Origin of the sequence: Flavobacterium sp. 38-13, from assembly GCF_001899155.1 — a bacterium.
Classification (GTDB): Bacteria; Bacteroidota; Bacteroidia; order Flavobacteriales; family Flavobacteriaceae; genus Flavobacterium; species Flavobacterium lindanitolerans.
Genome location: NZ_MKVG01000020.1, coordinates 242,558 through 263,338, shown reverse-complemented (window position 1 = coordinate 263,338; position 20,781 = coordinate 242,558). Strand labels below are relative to the sequence as shown.

General features: G+C 39.5%; 17 protein-coding genes. 4 read left to right on the top strand and 13 right to left on the bottom strand.

Features of this window, described 5'->3' with window-relative positions; genetic code table 11:
• Positions 1 to 49: 49 nt before the first annotated feature.
• From BGO88_RS15765 to BGO88_RS15750, 4 genes are all read right to left on the bottom strand, one after another.
• Positions 50 to 1,126, bottom strand: a complete 1,077-nt coding sequence (locus BGO88_RS15765; protein WP_286707505.1) for a serine hydrolase domain-containing protein — start codon at positions 1,124 to 1,126, stop codon at positions 50 to 52.
• Between the two features lie 159 nt (positions 1,127 to 1,285).
• Positions 1,286 to 1,945, bottom strand: coding sequence for a response regulator transcription factor (locus BGO88_RS15760; protein ID WP_286707504.1), 660 nt, complete (start codon positions 1,943 to 1,945; stop codon positions 1,286 to 1,288).
• A gap of 2 nt (positions 1,946 to 1,947) precedes the next feature.
• Positions 1,948 to 2,724, bottom strand: coding sequence for a sensor histidine kinase (locus tag BGO88_RS15755; RefSeq protein WP_286707503.1), 777 nt, complete (start codon positions 2,722 to 2,724; stop codon positions 1,948 to 1,950).
• A 672-nt stretch (positions 2,725 to 3,396) separates the two neighbouring features.
• A complete protein-coding gene (locus BGO88_RS15750; RefSeq protein WP_286707502.1) occupies positions 3,397 to 4,056 on the bottom strand; it encodes a hypothetical protein in 660 nt (219 codons plus the stop codon).
• Between the two features lie 313 nt (positions 4,057 to 4,369).
• Here BGO88_RS15750 and BGO88_RS15745 point away from each other — a divergent pair, with 313 nt between their 5' ends.
• Entirely contained in the window at positions 4,370 to 6,091 is a 1,722-nt protein-coding gene (locus BGO88_RS15745; RefSeq protein ID WP_286707501.1) for a hypothetical protein, read from the top strand.
• 71 nt (positions 6,092 to 6,162) lie between these two features.
• Here the strand turns inward: BGO88_RS15745 and BGO88_RS15740 are convergent, their stop codons facing one another.
• Complete coding sequence (locus BGO88_RS15740; protein WP_286707500.1) at positions 6,163 to 6,792, bottom strand: hypothetical protein; 630 nt, start codon at positions 6,790 to 6,792, stop codon at positions 6,163 to 6,165.
• Between the two features lie 134 nt (positions 6,793 to 6,926).
• Between BGO88_RS15740 and BGO88_RS15735 the strand changes: the two genes are divergently transcribed.
• The 3 genes from BGO88_RS15735 (at position 6,927) to BGO88_RS15725 (ending at position 9,820) form a co-directional block, all read left to right on the top strand.
• A complete protein-coding gene (locus tag BGO88_RS15735) occupies positions 6,927 to 8,372 on the top strand; it encodes a sensor histidine kinase (protein WP_286707499.1) in 1,446 nt (481 codons plus the stop codon).
• Positions 8,369 to 9,046: a response regulator transcription factor gene (locus tag BGO88_RS15730; RefSeq protein WP_286707498.1), complete on the top strand. Its 678-nt coding sequence runs from the start codon at positions 8,369 to 8,371 to the stop codon at positions 9,044 to 9,046. Before BGO88_RS15735 ends, BGO88_RS15730 begins: the two co-directional genes overlap by 4 nt.
• Before the next feature lie 66 nt (positions 9,047 to 9,112).
• Positions 9,113 to 9,820, top strand: a complete 708-nt coding sequence (locus tag BGO88_RS15725) for a DUF2461 domain-containing protein (RefSeq protein WP_286707497.1) — start codon at positions 9,113 to 9,115, stop codon at positions 9,818 to 9,820.
• A 6-nt stretch (positions 9,821 to 9,826) separates the two neighbouring features.
• Here BGO88_RS15725 and BGO88_RS15720 read toward each other — a convergent pair whose 3' ends face one another.
• The 8 genes from BGO88_RS15720 to BGO88_RS15685 form a co-directional block, all read right to left on the bottom strand.
• Positions 9,827 to 10,279: a DoxX family protein gene (locus BGO88_RS15720; RefSeq protein WP_286707496.1), complete on the bottom strand. Its 453-nt coding sequence runs from the start codon at positions 10,277 to 10,279 to the stop codon at positions 9,827 to 9,829.
• 55 nt (positions 10,280 to 10,334) lie between these two features.
• Entirely contained in the window at positions 10,335 to 10,901 is a 567-nt protein-coding gene (locus BGO88_RS15715; RefSeq protein ID WP_286707495.1) for a Crp/Fnr family transcriptional regulator, read from the bottom strand.
• Between the two features lie 119 nt (positions 10,902 to 11,020).
• Positions 11,021 to 12,064 (bottom strand): NAD(P)-dependent alcohol dehydrogenase, encoded by a 1,044-nt coding sequence (locus BGO88_RS15710; protein WP_286707494.1) that lies wholly within the window; start codon positions 12,062 to 12,064, stop codon positions 11,021 to 11,023.
• A gap of 156 nt (positions 12,065 to 12,220) precedes the next feature.
• Positions 12,221 to 17,242 carry a T9SS type A sorting domain-containing protein gene (locus BGO88_RS15705; RefSeq protein WP_286707493.1) on the bottom strand — a complete coding sequence of 1,674 codons (5,022 nt, stop codon included), beginning with the start codon at positions 17,240 to 17,242 and terminating at the stop codon, positions 12,221 to 12,223.
• Between the two features lie 16 nt (positions 17,243 to 17,258).
• The gene (locus BGO88_RS15700) at positions 17,259 to 18,374 is read right to left on the bottom strand and encodes an ABC transporter substrate-binding protein (RefSeq protein ID WP_286707492.1); all 1,116 of its coding nucleotides are present in this window, start codon (positions 18,372 to 18,374) and stop codon (positions 17,259 to 17,261) included.
• A 41-nt stretch (positions 18,375 to 18,415) separates the two neighbouring features.
• On the bottom strand, positions 18,416 to 18,997 hold the full coding sequence (locus BGO88_RS15695) for a phage tail protein (RefSeq protein ID WP_286707491.1): 582 nt from the start codon (positions 18,995 to 18,997) through the stop codon (positions 18,416 to 18,418).
• 549 nt (positions 18,998 to 19,546) lie between these two features.
• Positions 19,547 to 20,032, bottom strand: a complete 486-nt coding sequence (locus BGO88_RS15690) for a hypothetical protein (RefSeq protein ID WP_286707490.1) — start codon at positions 20,030 to 20,032, stop codon at positions 19,547 to 19,549.
• 12 nt (positions 20,033 to 20,044) lie between these two features.
• Positions 20,045 to 20,446 carry a helix-turn-helix domain-containing protein gene (locus BGO88_RS15685; protein ID WP_101472874.1) on the bottom strand — a complete coding sequence of 134 codons (402 nt, stop codon included), beginning with the start codon at positions 20,444 to 20,446 and terminating at the stop codon, positions 20,045 to 20,047.
• Positions 20,447 to 20,781: the final 335 nt, after the last annotated feature.

Below are 20,781 nucleotides of genomic sequence, written 5' to 3'. Positions count from 1 at the left end.
TGTGTTGTTGTTTGCTGCAAAGATAAGCATTCTTTAGAATGATGGAATATCATGGTTTAGATTTAAATGTTTTCCATGCTTCCGAAGCAATATCCCGCACTAATTGTGTAGGAGAATTGCAGTCGCAATTGCTGAATCCGATGACATAGATGTCTTCATCAGGGATATAAACGCCCATGGATTTAAAGCCGAAAACACTGCCGCCGTGTTCCCGTGTTCCAATTCCGTTTAACTGAGACAAATGCCATCCAAAACCGTAATCAATTGTTTCACCATTATCCAGTGTTTTTTTAGTAAAGGCTTTTTCAGAAGTCTTTTCATTCAGCAGCAGATTATGGTTTAGGGCATTTTGCCATTTCAGCATATCTTCTGTTGTTGACATCAGCGCACCGGAAGAATAGGGAATGGCGAAACTAATCCGCCCTTTATTTACATAGGCTTCCCCTTTTTTCTGATAGCCATAAGCTCTTTTTTTGATAATCGCACTGTCATCTGCATATCGGGAATTGACCATTCCAATCTTTTCGAAAATATTTTTTCTGATAAAGTCCCTGTAAGTTTCTCCGGTAACCAGTTCAATGATGTAACCTAAGATGGCGTAGCCGGAATTGTTATATTCGAATTTTGTGCCCGGAAGAAAATCAACAGGTTCATTTTTAAAAAAGTCAATCAGTTCTTTAGGGGAGAGGTCTTTTTGGGCAATTTGCTGAATAGATTTCATTTTGGTGAAATCTTTAATCCCTGAAGTGTGGGTTAGCAGATAGTAAATCTTGATTTTATCACCCGAAGGATAATCGGGGATGTATTTTGAGATACTACTGCCTGTATTTATTTTTCCCTGTTCTTCAAGCATCAGGATGCCTACAGCGGTGAATTGTTTTGTTATGGATCCTATTTGAAAAATCTGGTCTGCAGTCATGTCGACATCCAGTTCAAGGTTAGCTTTACCTACAGCCTTATGGTAAATAGTTTTTCCATTTTTAGCGACTAAAAAGACACCGCCAGGACCATTTTTGTCTTTAAATACGTTCGAAATCAGGCTGTCGGTTTTGCGCTCAAAGTCTTGTGCTTGGACGGTTGCGGAAATAGAGAGAAGTAACAGGGCGGTTGCAAGCAATTTCTTCATGGGTGAGATTTTGCTCTTTTGGACGATATTGGTTTATGTCTGGTTACGGTTTTTTATAATCTTTGGAGTTCTGTGTCTTTGTGAATGACTATTTTCACGCAAAGGCAGAGCCGCAAAGATAAAACGCATCAATGGATAGGGAGATGTCAGATAATTGTTTTAAATAAAAGGCGGTGTTATCTGGTATTTATAGGAAAATAAAACCAGCCCCACTTTTGATTTGATACCAAACCTTTCAAAAAGTGCCGTACGGTAGGATTCAATAGATTTTACAGACAATCCCATGCTATCAGCCATCTGGTCATAGGTCAATTCTCTTTCATCACAAACCAGTTTCAGAAATTCCAGTTCTCTTTCAGACAATACAATTTGACTTTTAGCATCCTTGTCGGGAGCTGTTTCATAGTTTCTCATGCGTTTCAGTATTTCGGAAACGTTGTTGTAGCCTATTTTTACGATATTGTCAATGGCAAACTTCAGGTCATGAGCGGTACAGTTTTTATGTAGAAATCCTCTTGCTCCATGATGGTAGGCTGCATCAATAATCTGCTCGTCAAAATGCTGGGTCAATAGCAATATTTTATATTCGCCGTCTATTTCTTCCAGTGCTTTTAATACTTCAATACCGTTCATTCCCGGCATGGAATAATCTAAAATAAACAGGTCTGGCTTATTTTCCAAAGGCAGCGATGCCAGAAAATCGGTCCCGTTGTCAAATTCTGCGGTTACGGCAAAATTGCTGATTTTTTGCAGAAGCTCTTTCAATCCCTGTCTCACAATTTTATGGTCGTCAATAATGCCTATCGTAATTTTTTCCATGTTTAGGTAAGTTTGTTTTCGGTAAGCGTGATTTTTGTTCCTTTTCCATTTTCGGACCAGATAGTTACAGAATAATCAATAATAGCCGCCCGACCGATTATGTTCTGTAGTCCTATCGTGGCAGTACTGTTTTTGATTTTTTCATAGTCAAATCCTTTTCCGTTGTCGGAAATTACCATTTCAAAGTCAGGATTTGCCTTTAATCTTATTTCAATAAGACCGGCTTTGGAATGTTTGAAGCAGTTGTTCATGATTTCCTGAAAAATCCGGTAGATGACAATTTTTTCATTTGTTGAAAATATCTTTTTGCTTTCTCCCTTGAGGTCGAAATGGATAGGAATGGAGCCTTTTTGCAGGCGTATAATTTCAGATTCTATAGCCTTTATAAGGTCTTGTTGCAGGAGCATCTGGCTGTTTAGGGAATGGCTGATATTTCGGATGGATTGCGACAGATTGCCAACGGATTCTGATAAGGGCTGTAAGGTCTGGTTCAGTTCCGGCGAATCGAGTTTGAGATTTTCTATCTGGAAATTGATATAAGTAAGCTGTTGTCCGGCATCATCATGGAGGTCCTGGGAAATGTTCTGCAATACCTGTTCCTGCGTTTCAAGTATCGTTTGGTTTACTGTTTTCTGGAAATCAATGTCTTTTTGGTAGATGACCTCGGTATAGTTTTTGATTTTGCGGATGTATAGTTTTACCAATACCACACAAAAAAGGATTAGCAGGCTGATAAAAAGCAACCCGATGATAATTCCGAAGGCTACATTATTCAACATGTTTTAACTTTTTTTCACGATAAATGTAAACATTAAGTAGCGAATAATAAGTTATGTTTACAAAATAACTAATGAAATCATAGAGTTTAAAACGATTTAAAATCATTATTTTATGGATGTTCTTATTGTTAAATCCAAATAAAAGACTAAATCCTATAAAGAACAATACCGGCGATAACATCAATATGAAATTATTGGATAAAAAATAATTTAAATTTTCTTTTTTTAATTCTGAAGAGCAATTATAAATGAAAAGGATTAAATACAAAAAAGCGCCTATCACAAAAGAATAGGAGTTGAATTCCTTGATTCCGTTTAAAAGGAAAAGATTATATACAGTGAAGCTTAGAAAAAATAATATCACTATTAAAAGCAAAGATTTTTTTATTGAGGATACATTATATAAGATAAAAAACCACAGGATGTTATTGATGACAATAAAAATGGAAGCATTCAGGCGAATCGGAATGTTGTTATATTTAAGTATAGCAGACATTGATTCGTTTATTACGCTTAAAAGCAGGATGATAAATAGTATAACATGAGCTTTTTTGCCTTTGTCATAGCTTATGGCTAACATGATAAAAGTAAAAAGAATATAAATTCTTATGGGAGTTAGTAATTCAAAAAAGCTCATGAAATATTAATTGTAGATTAGAAATGTTTTTGCTTTTACATATTCATTATAGCTGGATCATCACTAATGTCATAATGAAAATAATTTCCAGATGCATCTTTCACTTTAAAAATGATTCTTTCTTTACTTATTACTTTTTTGCCCACTACTGCATCTGTCACATAAATTGTCTGTATGTTTCCATGTACTTTTTTTATTCCTTCAAACAACGGGATTGAATATGTAGCTTCTGTTGTTGAAAAAGGAGTTTTTCTTAAACTCACTTTATTATTTATAGCGTCAATATCAAAAGCTATATAGGCATCATAACATTTGATTCCCTCTTTTTTAATGAAAGATTCCAAATCTTTCCAGGGTAATTCATACAACTTAATACTTGTTGTATTCCTGCTATGCTGTCTTGCTAATTGTGTAAATACTGTATCATGAATGAAATGAATGTTTTCAATACAGCTATATAAGTCATACATACATATTGCTTCACCATATTTATTAAGCCATTTTTCCCGTTCTGAATGGGACATGGAGCGAAGAGATTTCATTATAGGATTGTTTTCGCAGTCAGTTGGAGCTCCTGCTACTATGTCTTTTCTTTGAATTTTTTGAATTTTGTCTTCAGAAACTGTTTCTTTTTTCTTGTCATTACATCCCATCATCACCAATGACAAGATTAAAAATAATGCTGTTTTTTTCATAATGTAAATATTGGAGGTTGATAATTAAGTTTGCTACAAAGTTTACTTTTCTATACTTCCAATTAAATAGGGTTTTCCCTATTTCTTTTAGGTGTTTCCCTATTCTTCAGCAAGCCTGGCTAAAATATCACTTTTTTCTTAATAAATTACTCTAGTATTCCTGTTTTCAGAGAGTTAGGGTAAAATCCTGTTTCGTCTAGGGTTTTCCCTATTGTTCGCTGTTTTTAGGTGGTATAGTTTTGAAAAACAATTAGTAATAATGCAAAAATGACTGGATGTCTGCATTCTAAAACTTAACTTAAAAACAGTAAAAATGAAAACAATAACTAACCTAATAATTGTTCTGGTGTGTTGTTGCAGTTACGCACAGAACAAAGAAACTCCCGAAGAAAAAGCAGCAAAAAAAGAACTGACCGCCCTTTATCAGGACTTCTCTTATACGAAAGGCCTTCTCGAACTTGAAAGCAAAAAACTTCGGGATATGAATAGTGCGGGGAAACCACTGGCCGATATAGAGGTACAGGCAAAAAAAGAACGCGGAATCAAAAAAGAACTGGACGGTTTGTATAAACAATACCAGACTGTAAAAGCCTACCATCTTAGAAAAGTATCCGAAAAGAAACTCAATCAGTATTTTCCGCCACCAGCTAATTACAAACCGCTTGATGGGGAGCAGGTAGATGAATCAAAATCAGCCGAAGAAAATGAGACCTCTTCAAAAGATACTGTTGAGACTGAAAAGGCAGTATATATAATGTATGGCGATAAAAAAATTGCCGATGAAAGTATTTTTAAAAACAAGCAGGCAGAGACTGTTTTCAAAGAAATTTTGTCTGTCAAAAGCGAAACCTGTCTGGGTAATTTTGAGATACCTGGTCATAAGCAAAAGATACAGCTCTATGATGTAAGCTATGATGCCGTTGCCAATCAATTTGTCTGTTTTAAGCAAGTAAAGTTTTCTATCAGAGATGGTAATATTTATGATATCCGGGTAACGGTAACCAATTCCGAACAGACAAAAGAATATTATTTTGAAAACAGGGTGCCAATTTCAATGCTCAATTATCCAAGGGAAGCCAAACGAAACTTTTTGTCGCATCGAAGTACCCTGTTGATGGGGGATTCCCTAAATGGGAAAGATGAGGTAAAGAATAGTTACATCCGAATTTCTGATGTGCTCACCTATTTGCCTAACCCAGGCAATAATTTTGTGCCTGACGATGTTGAATATACTTTTCCCACCGGGCTGGAAAAGGAAGTCAATGAAGAAAAGCGCAGACTGTATCTGTTAAATCAGGATACTAATTTGCAGAACGTAATGGAATTACGGACTTATACGGATTTTTTAGGATTGTTTGATGATACGCCAAACGGCATTATGCAAATAGAAGGTAAAGCCGATTTTTTTGTAGTTCCCTTTCAGGTAGGACGTCTGCATCCTATGAATTTTTTCAAAAAAGTATCTCCATATGTGCATTATACCCGACTTGATGATGACCATAAAGGATTAACGCTAATTGATAATCCGTCATTGCCCGGAACCCAGATGATTGGAAGGCCGCTTGAAATTATCGAAAAGTCCTATCTCGATATGGGAGCTGTATTGGATGTTTTTAGTTTTTCTTTTATCAAGGAATCACCGTTTAATATCAATCTGTATTATGCACTTCGCTACCAGATTGCAACGATTGACAGGGAGAATGAAGAAAATCTTAATTTTAAGACTTTGGGTCATGCTGCCGGTGTTCGCTTCGAGTTCAAAAGATTCAATAATTTCGGGTTTAATTTTTCTCCGGAATTTGCCTATTATAACCATATGAATAAAATTGATTTTATGGAAAATCCCAAAAACATATGGGTGTTCCGAAACGAGGCAGAGATTTTTTACTACCCGGGAGAATCAAAGAAGCAATCGGTTTTTCTTCGATTGAGAACTTTTATGGATGTGAGCGATAGTGAAGACTCCTTTTTTCAATTGCAGTTTGGGTATCGTTTTTCTATAGGACTGGGCAGTGTAAAGGGAAAAGGTTTGTAACAGGTAGCTCTTTTGTCACAATGACCCTATTAAACCAATTTTATAGGGTCATTGTTTTTTATGCTGATTTTCTATTCGCCAAACCGCATCTCAAATAAAATATAATGTTTTATCCCAAATTCCTTTCCCCAGCTTTCGATATCTTTTCCGCTGCTTTCTACGGCACACCAAAACTTATTTCCCTGTTTGTCTTCGTAGGGCAGGATATAGGCAAAAGCATAAAAAGGCTTACCTGTAATGATAGGAAAATGAGAACCGAAATCCCTGAGGCTATAGTCGTCAGAACGGATACTCTTGTATTCTTTTTGCACTTCAAAACGGTCAAACATGAATTTAATCTTTAAGGTCTTATCTGAAGATTTTCCCGCAATTACCCGAAGATTTATGCTGTCCTTTTCTATTTTTCCGATATAGCTGTTGGTTGATGAGTTGAAAACGGTGTCGGTTTTTTTAATCTTGCCATTCCAGATTTCCTTGGCTACGATGTAATATTCTTTATTTTTCAAAGCCGTTCCGGTGAATTTTGTAGTATAATAATCAATGTCTTCAAAACGCATAATATCTGTCAGGGTTTTATTTTCGGAATAGATGTCGCTTTTCATTTGTATTGTGTTTTCTTGTGCTGCTGTGACAAAGCATGAAAAGAAAAGCCATAATCTTGCTAAACGGATAGCGGTAATCTTGATGGTCTGTTTTTTCATAATCAGGTTGGTTAAAGTTTCGAATACAAAGGTAGTCCCGTATTGCAGCTGTTGAGGTTAACCGCCCTGAATAAGGGTTAATTAGTGTTAATGAAAATGGGAAGGGCACTTTTAAAATTTTATCTTTGGCTTGTATGAAAAGAAAGATACTGTTAGCTTTTGCCCTGATGTCTGTTAGTGTTGCCGGAATTGCAGCACTGCAACTTTTTTACAGCTATACGACCTATGTTTCAGAACGCAGGCAGTTTGAAAGAGATTGTAATGAAGCTCTTGACGAGGCCGTTGACAGTTCTTTTACCAGATACCGCAGGATTGTGACCGGCACATTTAGGTCATGGTTAAACGATCCTTCTTTTATTGAAATCACGGCGCGATGGAATCCGGACGTAAAAGAAACTGTATTTACGATAAAAGAAAGACAACCTTCGCCTGTTGGTCAGAGCCAAATCAGTATGAGTATTGGCGATTTAAAGGAAAGGTTTGACAGTATCACTCCCGGGAGTAAAGAATTGCTTGTCAATCATATGGTAAGTCAGGTTGATGCAGAACTGAAAAAGGGATATGTGTGGTTTTATACGCAGAAATTGGGAGACAGCCTTACAAAAATAGCATATGACACCCCTATAGAAAAAGCACTGCTCAAAAAAGAATATAGGGTCGCTTTGGAAAAAAGAGGTATTATGCTTCCGTTTGTTTTCAATGGCAAAGGAGATGGAAAAAGTTACCAGACCAAAAAAGTAAACATTTCCTTGAGACGGCCTCATAAGAAAGAAATGTTGCAGGCATCTGTTGTTAATGTAGATTTGTTTTTGCTTGGACAGCTAAAATGGGTATTGGCAGGATCAATACTGTTATTGCTCATTACATTATTCTGTTTCTGGTATACGCTAAGATTACTGCTTTCACAGCAAAAACTTAATGCAATAAAAGATGATTTTATCAATAATATGACACATGAAATTAATACGCCGCTCACTTCTATTGCCATAACCGCCGAGTCATTAAAAAAGTTTAGCCACGACAAGGAGGCACAGGAAAATTATATAGATATCATACTCCACCAAAGTAGTAAACTTATGTCGCTTACGGACGAAATACTGACTTCTGCGCGATTGGAAAGTTCTGAAATGGAATTGCAAGATATGATTGCTGTCGATACGATGTTACAGCAAATTGCTGCCCAAACAGAGAGCCCGGTTCAAATCTCTGTTACCGCAAATAGCAATGCTACATTGCAGGGTAACAAAAAACATCTGGACAGGGCTATTGCAAATCTGATTGATAATGCGGTTAAATATACTACATCAATAAATCCCGTTGTCGAAATAAGGAGCTCTATAGAAAACGGGAAACTGCTAATCGCCATTGCAGATAACGGGCCTGGAATTCCTGACGAACATAAGGAAGCGGTTTTCAGTCCTTTTTACCGCATTCCTTCGGGCAATATCCATAATGCCAAAGGATATGGTTTGGGATTGAGCTATGTCAAAAAAGTAATTACAGCCCACAAAGGGAGCATCCTCCTGAAAGACAATATTCCTAACGGGAGTCTCTTCCTCATTAAACTTCCTTTATCATGAGTACTATTATACTTTTGGCAGAAGACGAACAATTTCTAGGCAAGGTCGTCAAAGAGAGTCTTGAAAAGCAGGGTTATATTGTTATGTTGGCTCCGGATGGGAAAAAAGCATGGGAACTTTATAAAGCGCATACGTTTTCATTGTGCATACTTGATGTAATGATGCCTTATAAAGACGGTTTTACTTTGGCATCGCAAATCAGGAATGACAATCCTGAAATACCTTTGATGTTTCTGACGGCAAAATCAGATATTAAAGATATTACGGCAGGCTATGCCAGTGGAGGAAATGATTATCTCAAAAAGCCATTCAGCCTGGATGAACTTTTTTTGAGGGTGAAAGAACTGCTTAGGAGGACATCATCAGAAAAAGAAAAAAATGATGAGGAACGAATTGGCAATTATCTTTTTCTTTCCCAAAGGCAGGAACTGAAAATTAATGACAAAACCATAAAGCTTTCACATAAAGAAACTCAACTGCTGGAACTATTATTAAAACATAAAAATCAGGTATTGGACAGAAAATCGACACTATTGCTGCTTTGGGGAGATGATAATTTTTTCAACACCCGAACGATGGATGTCTACATCACAAAACTTCGAAAAAAACTGGAAGAAGACAAAAATATTGAGGTAATCAATATCAGGGGATTTGGATATAAGCTGATTTGTTGAGAAATGGTTTTTTGCATTGAAAACTATCCGAAAAGGAATTAACTTTGACAGAACAAAACCAAAAACATGGATTCAAAGATGCCGACAAATATACCTGCTTCAAGCCTGGACTTTTTAAAACAGCTCAAAGAAAATAATAACAGGGAATGGTTTAATGATAATAAGGACCTGTATTTGAAAGAATACGATGCCATAGAAAAATTTGCGGAGTCGTTATTACAGGAACTCCGAAACCACGATGTTCTCGAAACGGTTTCAGGTAAAAAGAGCCTGCATCGGATTTACAGAGATACCCGCTTTTCAAAAGACAAAACACCATATAAGACCAACTGGAGTGGTGGCTTTAAAAGAGCAACTGCCTTGCGTAGGGGAGGTTATTATTTTCATATTGAACCCGGCAACAGTTTTATAGCCGGTGGTTTTTGGGCTCCTAATACAGAAGATATCAAACGCATTCGTGAAGACATCAGTTTTGACCCGGAACCTTTACGAAAAATCATAAATAGTAAATCCTTCGTAAAAACTTTCGGCTCCTTGCAGGGAGAACAACTAAAGAAAGCGCCAAAAGGCTTTGATACTACAGATGAGGCTATTGATTTATTACGCTATAAACAATTCCTGCTAATCAGAAAGTTTGCAGATGTTGAGGTGTTAAGTCCTTCTTTTTTGAAAGAAGCGGACCAGACGTTCAAAAACATGCGTCCTTTTTTTGATTATATGAGTGAAGTTTTGACTACAGATGCCAATGGAGAACAACTTCCGGGCTTGTCTTAAAAAAAATCAGGATTTCCGAACCGCGCTCCAGTAAACCCAAACAATAATGACTAGCTGCAAAGGAATCCGAAACCATAAATAATCAAGTCCTTCTCCATTGTAAGTAGCATTTTGTATGTCGATGTGACTGCTGGCGGCATAAATATTTGCCGGAAGCAGCAGGATGAAAAATAAAATCAGAAACCAGCCAATCACTTTTTTGTATTTAGGCAACAAAAGCCCAATAGCGGCAATTAGTTCAATCAAACCCGTAACGTATACAATTTCTGTAGCAAAAGGAAGAAAAGGAATCATCATAGCCATGCCTTTTGTAAAGAGGAAATGGCCTGTTGCAGTAAGGACCAACATGGTCGACATGGCAATTCTGCCGGCTAAGGCAAATCTGTATTCTTTTAGGTAGCTTTTTTGAATAATCAGGGAGATTGAAAATGTTCCCAGCAGCGTTATTAAAGTTTCCATACTTTTTTCTGCAAAGTTCTGCTGTCCAATCCTACCAAACAATGAACCTGGGTTACTAAATTCGCTTTCGGATTCGGCTGAGGGCCTGAGGTGTAATGCCAATGTAGGAAGCCAGATATTTCAGAGGAATTTTTTGGATGAGCTGTGGCTGTTCGGTAAACAAACTGAGGTAGCGTTGCTCAGCCGTCTGGTCTAACAGAGAAAGCTCGCGTTTTGATGTTTCCAGGTAAATTCGTTCTGCAGCCAAACGTCCTATAGTGTTTCCAATACCTGTTTGAACATAAATTTCTTGAAGATCAGCATGGGTAAGCCTCCATAAGATGGCGGGAGTAAGTGTTTCTACCTGATAAGATGAAGGCATTTTTGTAATGAATGATTCGTAAGCACTTGTAAAATTACCATCAAAAGTAAACGAAAAGGTGGTGTCATTTTTCTCTTCTTTTGGAATATAAAATCGAATAATGCCTTTTTCTACGAATGAGAGGTGGTTTTCTACTTGTCCGGTTTTAACAAGCAGCGTTTTTTTAGGAAATTCTTCTCTTATAAGTCTGGAAGAAAAGAAATCCCAATCTTCGTTGGTTAATTTGGCACTCAGCTCAAGATGTTTGCGGATGAATTCCATTGATGCTTGTTTTACTTAAAAATACAAAAAGAGCAGGGAAGAGGTAAAGAGAAAGCAGTACTAAAATTGGCTTTATGCAGAAAGTATTCTTCCTCATAAAGCCAATAATAATTTTTGTTTTAAAGAGTCGCCATATCAATAACGAAACGGTAACGCACATCGCCTTTCAGCATCCTATCATAGGCATTTTGGATGTTTTTGATGTCTATCATTTCGATTTCAGAAACAATGCCGTGTTCTGCACAATAGTCAAGCATTTCCTGAGTTTCGGCAATACCTCCAATTCCGGAACCGGCCAAACTTTTTCGGCCCCCTAACAAACTGAATGCCGCAACAGGAGCAGGTTGGGATGGAACACCAACACAAATGTGTGTACCGTCTGTTTTCAACAGAGAAAGATACAAATTCAGGTCATGTTCTGCAGAAACCGTATCTAAGATGAAATCAAAAGAATTTCGGGCCGCTGCCAACTGTGCTTCATCTGTGGTTACCACAAAATTATGGGCGCCAAGTTTTCGGGCATCCTGTTCTTTGGAAGGAGAAGTACTTAAAACCGTAACTTCCGCTCCAAATGATACTCCAAATTTTACTGCCATATGACCCAAACCTCCCAAACCAAGTACAGCCAGTTTGTGTCCCTTTCCTACTTTCCAGTGGCGTAAAGGTGAATAGGTTGTGATTCCGGCACATAATAACGGAGCAACAGCTGCAAGATTCAGTTTGTCTGAAACATGCAGAACGAAATCTTCATGGACTACAATAGTATTGGAGTAGCCTCCATAAGTAGGCGTCTTTCCGTCCTGTTCCAAGCCGTTATAGGTTTGCGAATTTCCTTTAAGGCAATATTGCTCCAGGTCTTTTTTACAGTTTTCGCATTCGCGGCAGGAATCAACCATACATCCGGTTCCGGCAATATCGCCTACTTTAAATTTTTTAACATGGTCGCCAACCTTGACAACCCGTCCTACAATTTCGTGGCCCGGCACCATTGGGAAAATTCCCGGAAACCAGTCATCTTTAATTTGATGAAGGTCTGAATGGCATACTCCACAATATTGTATGTCGAACTGCACATCATGAGGCCCAACTTCACGCCTTTCAAAGTTCCAAGGCGCTAACGGACTTTTATTGTCCTGGGCAGCGTATCCTTTTGTTGCTATCATCTTTTTTGTTTTTAAGGGATTAAATCGGTACTACTAAATTAGCGAAAAAAGCAATCCGATTTGTTGAGCCATTTTTAGCTTTTAATCAGAAAAAAACCGCCCATGCATATTGCATGGGCGGTTTCGGGTAACTATATTCACTTTAACCTAACTAAATTATTCTCTCATCAAACGTTTTACTTGTGTTCCGTGAGCAGTTGTAATCTTAACCAGATAAACTCCTGAAGGAAATCTTTCCATGTTAAACTGACGGCTTGATTGAGTTGTTGTATTGGTGTCAGAAAGAATAAGCTGTCCGGTGATTGAATAAACTTCTATCTTTTCTGCCGTTATATCTCTTGAGAATTCAACAGTTACAATTCCGTTGGTAGGGTTTGGATACAATCTCATTTTGATATCTCCAAACTCCGGTACAGAAAGACCACAGAAATTGGTAGGGTCTGTGATAGTTACTGTAGCCGTACCTGTTGCGGTATTGCCGCTGTTATCTGTTACTGTTAATGTTACGGTATTTGGACCTACATTACTACAGTTAAAAGTGCTAGGCGAAACAGAGATGCTGGCGATGCCGCAATTGTCTGTACTTCCATTGTTCACCTGTGCTGCGGTAATTGTAGCAACTCCTGCCGTAAGTGGTACGGTAATATTAGTAGTAACAACAGTTGGCGGTGTTGTATCTGCGGTGGTAGTAATAGTAAAGCTTTGTGTAGCTGTACAAGAATTTGCATCAGTTACAGTTACAGTATAGGTTCCTGCAGCCAATCCGGTAGCAGTAGCTCCGGTGCCTCCTGAAGGTGCCCATGAGAAGGTATAATTGCCTGTTCCTCCTGATACTCCTACTGTAGCCGAACCGTTAGAGCCACCTGTACAACTCACGTTGGACTGTGATGGAACGATTACGATTGGAGAAGGTTGCGTTACGGAAACCGTTCTTGTAATCTGGCACATATTAGCATCAGTGATTGTTACGGTATAGTTTCCGGCCGCAAGTCCAGAAGCCGTGGCAGCTGTTCCACCGGATGGAGCCCAAGAGTAAGTATAACCACCTGTTCCGCCAGTAACTGTTACTGTTGCAGAACCATTAGAACCACCATTACAACTTACGTTAGTGCTGGATGTAGTTGCTGATAATGCAGTAGGTTCAGTTATTGTAAAACTTCTTGTGATTTGACACGCATTGGCATCAGTGATTGTCACCGTATAGGTTCCTGCAGCCAGTCCTGTTGCTGTAGCGCCCGTTCCTCCTGAAGGAGCCCATGAATAGGTGTAAGGAGCTGTTCCGCCCGTCACTGTAACACCAGCGATTCCATTAGTACCTCCGTTACAACTTAGATTTGTCTGCGATGTTGTAGCGGATAATACAGCAGGCTCAGTTATTGTGAAAGTTCTTGTAAGCTGGCAGTTATTGGCGTCAGTTACGGTCACAGTATAAATTCCTGTGGCTAATCCTGAAGCCGTAGCCGCTGTTCCACCGGATGGAGCCCATGAATAGGTATAAGGGCCTGTTCCTCCTGCTATCGTAACTGTAGCGCTTCCGGTAGCACCACCGTTGCAAAGAACATTAGTTTGCGCTGTAGTAGCTGATAGTACAGCAGGTTCAGTTATTGTAACAGTAGTCGTAATCTGGCAGTTATTGGCATCAATTGCAGTTACCGTGTAGATTCCTGCAGCCAATCCAGAAGCCGTGGCCGCTGTTCCTCCAGATGGAGCCCATGCATAGGAATAAGCGCCTGTTCCTCCTGTTACTGTAACAGTAGCACTTCCGTTAGTACCGCCATTACAACTTACATTAATTTGTGATGTTGTAGCTGATAATATAGCAGGCTCGGTAATTGTGAAGTTTCTTGTAATCTGACAGTTATTGGCATCAGTTATGGTTACCGTATAGGTTCCTGCAGCCAATCCAGAAGCCGTGGCAGCTGTTCCTCCTGATGGGGACCATGAATAGGTATATCCAGGTGTTCCTCCTGAAACCGTAACAGAAGCAGTTCCGTTTGCACCTCCATTGCAGCTAGTATTATTCTGTGATGTGGTGGCTGTCAATGCAGTTGGTTCATTTATTGTAAAACTTCGGGTTGCCTGACAGTTATTGGCATCGGTTACAGTTACCGTATAGGTTCCTGCAGCCAGTCCTGTTGCTGTAGCTGCCGTCCCTCCTGAAGGAGCCCATGAATAGGTATAGGGTGGCGTACCGCCTGTTGGCGTTACGGTTGCCATTCCGTTAGCACCTCCATTACAACTTGCGTCAGTCTTGCTTCCTGTAGCTGCAGATAAGGCTGTTGGCTGGTTGATAGTAAATGTCCTTGTAACCTGGCAATTGTTATTGTCAGTCACGGTTACTGTGTAAGTTCCCACAGCCAGTCCTGTAGCTGTAGCTGCCGTTCCTCCTGAAGGAGACCATGAATAGGTATAGGGCGGCGTACCGCCTGTTGGCGCTACCGTTGCCGTTCCGTTGGAACCTTCATTACAGCTCACGTCTGTTTTGCCGCCGCCTGTTGCAGCAGATAAGGCTGTTGGCTGGTTGATAGTAAATGTTCTTGTAACCTGGCAATTGTTACTGTCAGTTACTGTTACCGTGTAAGTTCCCACAGCCAGTCCTGTAGCCGTAGCCGCCGTCCCTCCTGAAGGAGCCCATGAATAGGTATAAGGTGGCGTACCGCCTGTTGGCGCTACCGTTGCCGTTCCGTTAGCACCTCCATTACAGCTCACATCTGTTTTGCCGCCGCCTGTTGCAGCAGATAAAGCCATAGCCGGTTGGTTAATTGTAAATGATCTTGTAGTTTGACAAGAGTTGGCGTCAGTTACAGTCACCGTGTAGGTTCCTGCGTCCAGTCCTGAAGCCGTAGCATTTGTGCCTCCTGATGGTGACCATGAGTAGGTGTATGGTGGCGTACCGCCTGTTGGCGCTACAGTAGCCGTACCGTTAGCACCTCCATTACAGCTCACGTCTGTTTTACCACCACCTGTTGCAGCAGATAAGGCTGTTGGCTGGGTAATAGTATATGTTCTTGTAGCCTGGCATCCATTGAAATCAGTGACAGTAACCGTATAGCTTCCCACAGCCAATCCTGTAGCCGTAGCATTCGTTCCTCCGGATGGAGCCCATGAATAGCTATATGGCGGAGTACCGCCCGTTGGCGCTACGGTAGCCGTTCCGTTAGAACCGCCATTACAGCTCACGTTTGTCTTGCCACCGCCTGTAGCTGCAGATAAAGCCGTAGCCGGTTGGTTAACTGTAGCAGTTCTTGTAATCTGGCAACCATTGTTGTCGGTTACAGTAACTGTATATGTGTTAGCCGCCAGTCCGGTAGCCATAGCGTTGGTTCCTCCTGATGGAGCCCATGAATAAGTATATGGAGGTGTTCCTCCGTTAACAGATACGGTTGCAGTACCGTTAGAGCCACCATTACAACTTACATCTGTTTTTATGGCTGTGCCATCTAATGCAGCAGTCGGTTGTGTTAGTGCTATGCCTGAAACAGTACCTGTACAGCCATTGGCATCCGTAATTGTTACTGAATAAGTACCTGCTGCTAATCCAGAACGGTCTTCGGTTGTAATACCGCCAACCCAATTATAAGTATAGGGAGGTACTCCTCCGGTAGGAGTTAAGTTGATTGCTCCGGTACTGCCTCCAAAGCAGGCAACATTTGTTACTACTGTTGTTCCGGACACAACTGCAGCAGGTTGTGTTACATTAATGTTGCTGATTGTACGTGTACAGGAATTAGCGTCAGTAATTGTTACTGAATAATTACCAGCTGCCAATCCGGTACGGTCTTCGGTTGTAATACCGCCACCCCAGTTAAATGTATAAGGTGGTGTACCGCCTGATGGAGTCAGGTTGATGGCACCAGTACTGCCTCCAAAACAAGCAACGTTAGTTACTACCGTACTTCCGTTAAGGGCAGGAGGCTGTGTAATTGTAAAATTACGTGTAGCCTGGCATAAATTAGCATCGGTTACTGTCACGGTATAAACTCCTACACCCAGTCCTGTTGCCGTAGCGTTCGTTCCTCCGGATGGAGCCCATGAATAGGTATATGGAGGTGTTCCTCCTGTTGGAGCTACAGTAGCTGTTCCGTTATTACCTCCATTGCAGCTTACGTTTGTTGAGCCTCCTCCGGTGGTCAATACTATAGCCGGATTTACGCTTACTGTTATCGTTGCGCAGGCTCCAGGCGTTACACAACCACCTTCGCCACGAACATAATAAGTTGTTGTTGTGGTTGGGCTTACAGAAAATGAACCAGTTGCTGTACTTGTTACCAATGTTCCGCCACAGGAGCCGGAATAAACATGCCATGCTGTAGCGCTGTTCAGGCTTCCTGTAATAGTGATGGTTCTGCTGCTTCCATTACAAAGTACAGCCGTAGATGCTGTCAATGTAGGAACGGTTGGGTTCGTACAGTTGATGCATGTCACAGAAGGTGTTGGGAAATTGGAAGGCTGTATAGGAATGGCCGTGCTGGTAGAATTGTCATGCATCCAGTTAGCAGGATTGTTAATGGCAGCGCGAAGTGCAATAGAAGTTCCTGTTAAAATTCCGTTGTATTTTGCATTTGCAAATTCTGGCCCTGGAGCCGGATATAATGAAATGCAATTTACTCCGTTTTCTAAGTCGGTTGGTATGGCTGAATCAGACGTTGCCCATAGAGTGCTGTTACTTCCTGTCGCCGGATTCCATGTTGTTACAGGGTCATACTTTGATGAATTATAATCTCCATGGATTGCTGAAATAAAAATAGGAGCAGCCGGAGCTACACCAGAAGCAGATTGGTAAGCAATAATTTGGTCACCACCGGAAAGATTAAAACTTGTACCCAGTGCAAAAGTAACGCTTCCGCCTCCTGTTACTGTAATTACATCCGGAGCCGTTTCTACAAACGAGATAATCTTGCCGCACGTAATTCCGGGTGGAATAACATAAGCAAGATGTGGTTCATTTAGGGTATTCATCCATTGGGTTCCGGACCATCCCTGTTCCGTAAAATAGAGCGTCTGTCCGGCAGGAAGGTCATTTAATGCGATAAACGCAAAACCGTCCTGACCACCGGTATTGTAGCCTATAAAGGCGATATCGCCTTTATTCATTGTCTGTGCTTCCGATTTGACTCCGCTCAGGAGGCAAATCATGAAAAACAGGCAGGCTTTAAAAAAAGTAATTGTTGTTTTCATATGATTGATTTAAGGTTTAATGACACAGGTAAGCATTGTGCCAGCCTCCCATAGATTGCGGGCGCTGGTCAGACATGATATTTTGGATGAACTGTCCGTCATTTTTCAAGACAGTTTCAATTTGGATTCCATCGTCTGTAATTTTGAAAATATAGTTGTCAAAGCTGGTTCTGTTGGTTTCCGGATGGAACTGTATTTTTCCTCTCGGGCCTTCCAGGGCTTCTTCCATTTTGTCAATAAGCTGTTCCAGACTCGGAATACTATCGTTGTCTTTTAATAAGTTTTCCAGAATCATTCCGGTTTCATAACCCAGTAAACCGAAAATGTTTGGAGCCTGATGAAATATAGCCTTATGTTTTTCTACAAAGGATAGGTTCTTTTTGCTTCTTAAACTATCCGACCATGAGGATACAATCATAGTGTTCTGAAGAGCCTCCCTGTTTTCTTCCTTTATCTTATCTGATATAGAAAAAGAAGTGAAATAAAAAGGATAGTCTTGGGTCAGTTTGTTTTTAGTAAGATAGGAAGCATGTTCTTCTGCATAGATGCCGCTGTGGAAAGCAAATATGGCGTCTGGTTTTAATGGAGCCAGTGTCTCCTGCATACAGTCTGCCTCGTTTTCTCTCGGATTCAAAGGCGTGATATAATGTCCTGAAAATTGACTGTCGTTTTGATAAAGTGCCATTTCAATGGCCTGGTTGATGCCATAGCCTGAATCATAATATGAGGATGAAGTGGCTATGTTTTTGTAATTCTGTGATGCAAAATAAGCGCCTAAATGATAGGAACTTTCGGCAATACCAAATGAATTGATATATACGCCTTGTTTCTTTGGCAGGGCATAAGGAAGTGTTGAGCCCATATCCGTAGCCAATAAAAAAAGATTGTGATTTGAAGCGTAGTCATACACGCTTTGGATGTTGCGATGTCCCAAAAAACCAATAAAAATGCTGATATCTTCCTGTAAAGAAAGCTTCTGCATCTTTTCGATAATTATTTTTTCATCTGCGCCAATGCCAATGCTTTCAATAAAAAATTTGACGTCCAAGTCATTTAATTTCATGCCTCGCATAAAATCCCTGTCTAATGATGGGTATTGTTTTGATTGGGGCAACAATATTCCGATTTTCATAAATAATAAAATAAAAGGGGGAAGTGACTCCCCCATATTAATTAGTTTCTGGAAGGAAAAATTCCTTCAAGAGCAATGCTCGTGTATATTCCAAGGTATGGATTACGTATTCCAAAAGGTATACTTCCTCCTGCAATGCCGGTAGTACCGCTGATTACAGATTTCACACCGCCTACTACATTCGTTCCCGTTGGACTTTCTCTGTAGATTTCCGGCATATTACCTGAATCTCCAAATCCATTGGAACCACCATCAGTAGTATTGCTTCCATTATTGTTGTTAGTAGCAAGGATAGTGGTAGCAACATGAGCCTGACCGTCAACTAAAGGATGAGCGTGCATAGGCATATTGCTTGTTGTTAAAGTTACGTTTTGAATTCCTCCAACTTCTCCCCAAACAACAGGAGTTAGTCCTGGCCCGTTTCCTGGATGAACTACAGATCTTCCTCTCAGGTCGGGAAGACCGAATGTTGTTTGTCCGTTTCCACCATAGGTAGTCCCTAAAAGCGAAAATAAAGCGGTGTTTTGCGCAATTGACATGATTTGTCCATCACAGAAAGTCCATCCTCTAGGAGGAAAGTTGAATCCAAATGTCTGAATTTGTCCAAGAAATGGTTCGTACATAGTTTTAAAGGTTTAAGTTAATAGTTGAATTATCGAATTTATTTATTCGTATAGGAAGGTGTAATATCAGAAGAAGTATGCCATAGAAAAATGTTCTCGCATTGTGCGAAAGTTTTTCTTTCCTGAAAGTAAGGGTAACGCTGGAATTTTTTGCTTGAAATAAGCAGTCAACTTTTTGAATAGTAGTTGTATGCATAACAAAAGATTTAGCAGGTTAGTTTTTGGGCATGTCTTTAAAACGCTCTGTTTTTTTGACTTTTCAAAGTTGCAATATTTCAAAAACGCATACAATACCACAATTTTGGTATATTTTTTTATCACTAAATTTGGTGATGCGGGCAGTGGCTTTTTTCTGCCTGTAGAGATTAAAAAGAGTGTTTTTTTATGACAGTGTGCGAAGAAGTAAAACACGCAGACTGATTAGTGAAAATAACTGTTCGGAAGAATATTAAAGTGAAATAGAAACAAAAATGTTTACGCCCTATAAATTCCAAAGCATTAGCCAGGAACCTTAGTCCCTCAATCCCTTAATAACTTATCAACTCAGCTTTAAAGCCACTTTTGTTCCCCGTCTGTAGAATCGAGAATTTTAATGCCAAGGACGTCTGCCATATCTTTGGCAACAGCAAGAGCTTCTTTTTTGGAATTGGACTTATATAATGTAATAGGCCTTCTGTCTTCCCAAAAAGAATTGACAATATAGGAATTACTTGTGAGTGTAGGCCAGTTGGCAGCGGGACTATTTAGTGTTTCTCGTGATTTATAGACAGAAATGTATTCCGTTTTTGGGAAAGATTCCCATTCGCCAAATACAATACCCATAAAGGAATATAGCTTACGATAGTATTTTTGTTCTGTGTTGATTTCGATTCCCATACAGACAGAGTTGCTGATAAGCAGACCAAGGCCAATTATCAGTGTGGCAATTCCAAACGCTTTTTGCTCTTCAGAAAGCAATATAATGCTGGCAAAAATGAAAACTACAGAAATTATTCTCGCTAAAAAGGGTTTCTTAATATAACGGATATTAGGCACAACAAGAAAAGTTTATGCCTGTTCAAAATCAGAGTCAGGATTCCTCTTCACCAGATTTGAATCGATAATCTTTTTTAGAAAATCCTTATCGCTTCTGAGGTCTTGAACTTCACGTTGTAAAATTTCAATAGTTTGGTTTTTGGCATCAACCACATTCGGAATAAATTCACCGTCCGGTTCTTTTAAAATCACGTTATCCGGTTGGAGAAACTCATTTTCGTAAGCCGTGCCTTTAATGAAATAATAAACAGATGCATTTACCGCTTTTGAAACCTCGATTAAAAAATCCAAAGTAATCTCTTTCGATTTGAATCGGTTTTGAAGATTTTGAGGAGAAATGTTTAATCTCTTTGCGACTTCAGTCATTTGGATGTCAAGTGATTGTAATTTCTTTTTTAAAATTTTTCCATCCATATGAAAAATAAATTTGTTTATTATAAATTAAATTATTTACTTTGTTTTGTAAAAATGTGTAAATACAACAAATCGTAACAAAACAAACAACGAATATAGAAAAAAATATATCGTCATGGCACCCTGTATGCCATTTCTTTACGTAAAAGACAATCGTAAAGTTATTGATTTTTGCCTATTCCATAAGCAAAAAATAAAAAATACTCCCACAAAATTTGCACTGCAGGCCAAAACAGATGGAAACGTTACTACTTTATTACGTTTGCCATTCGGGTAATTATTGGTTATTCCGAAATAGGCGAAAACCGTTTTATGTCATAATTGTAAACAAAAAA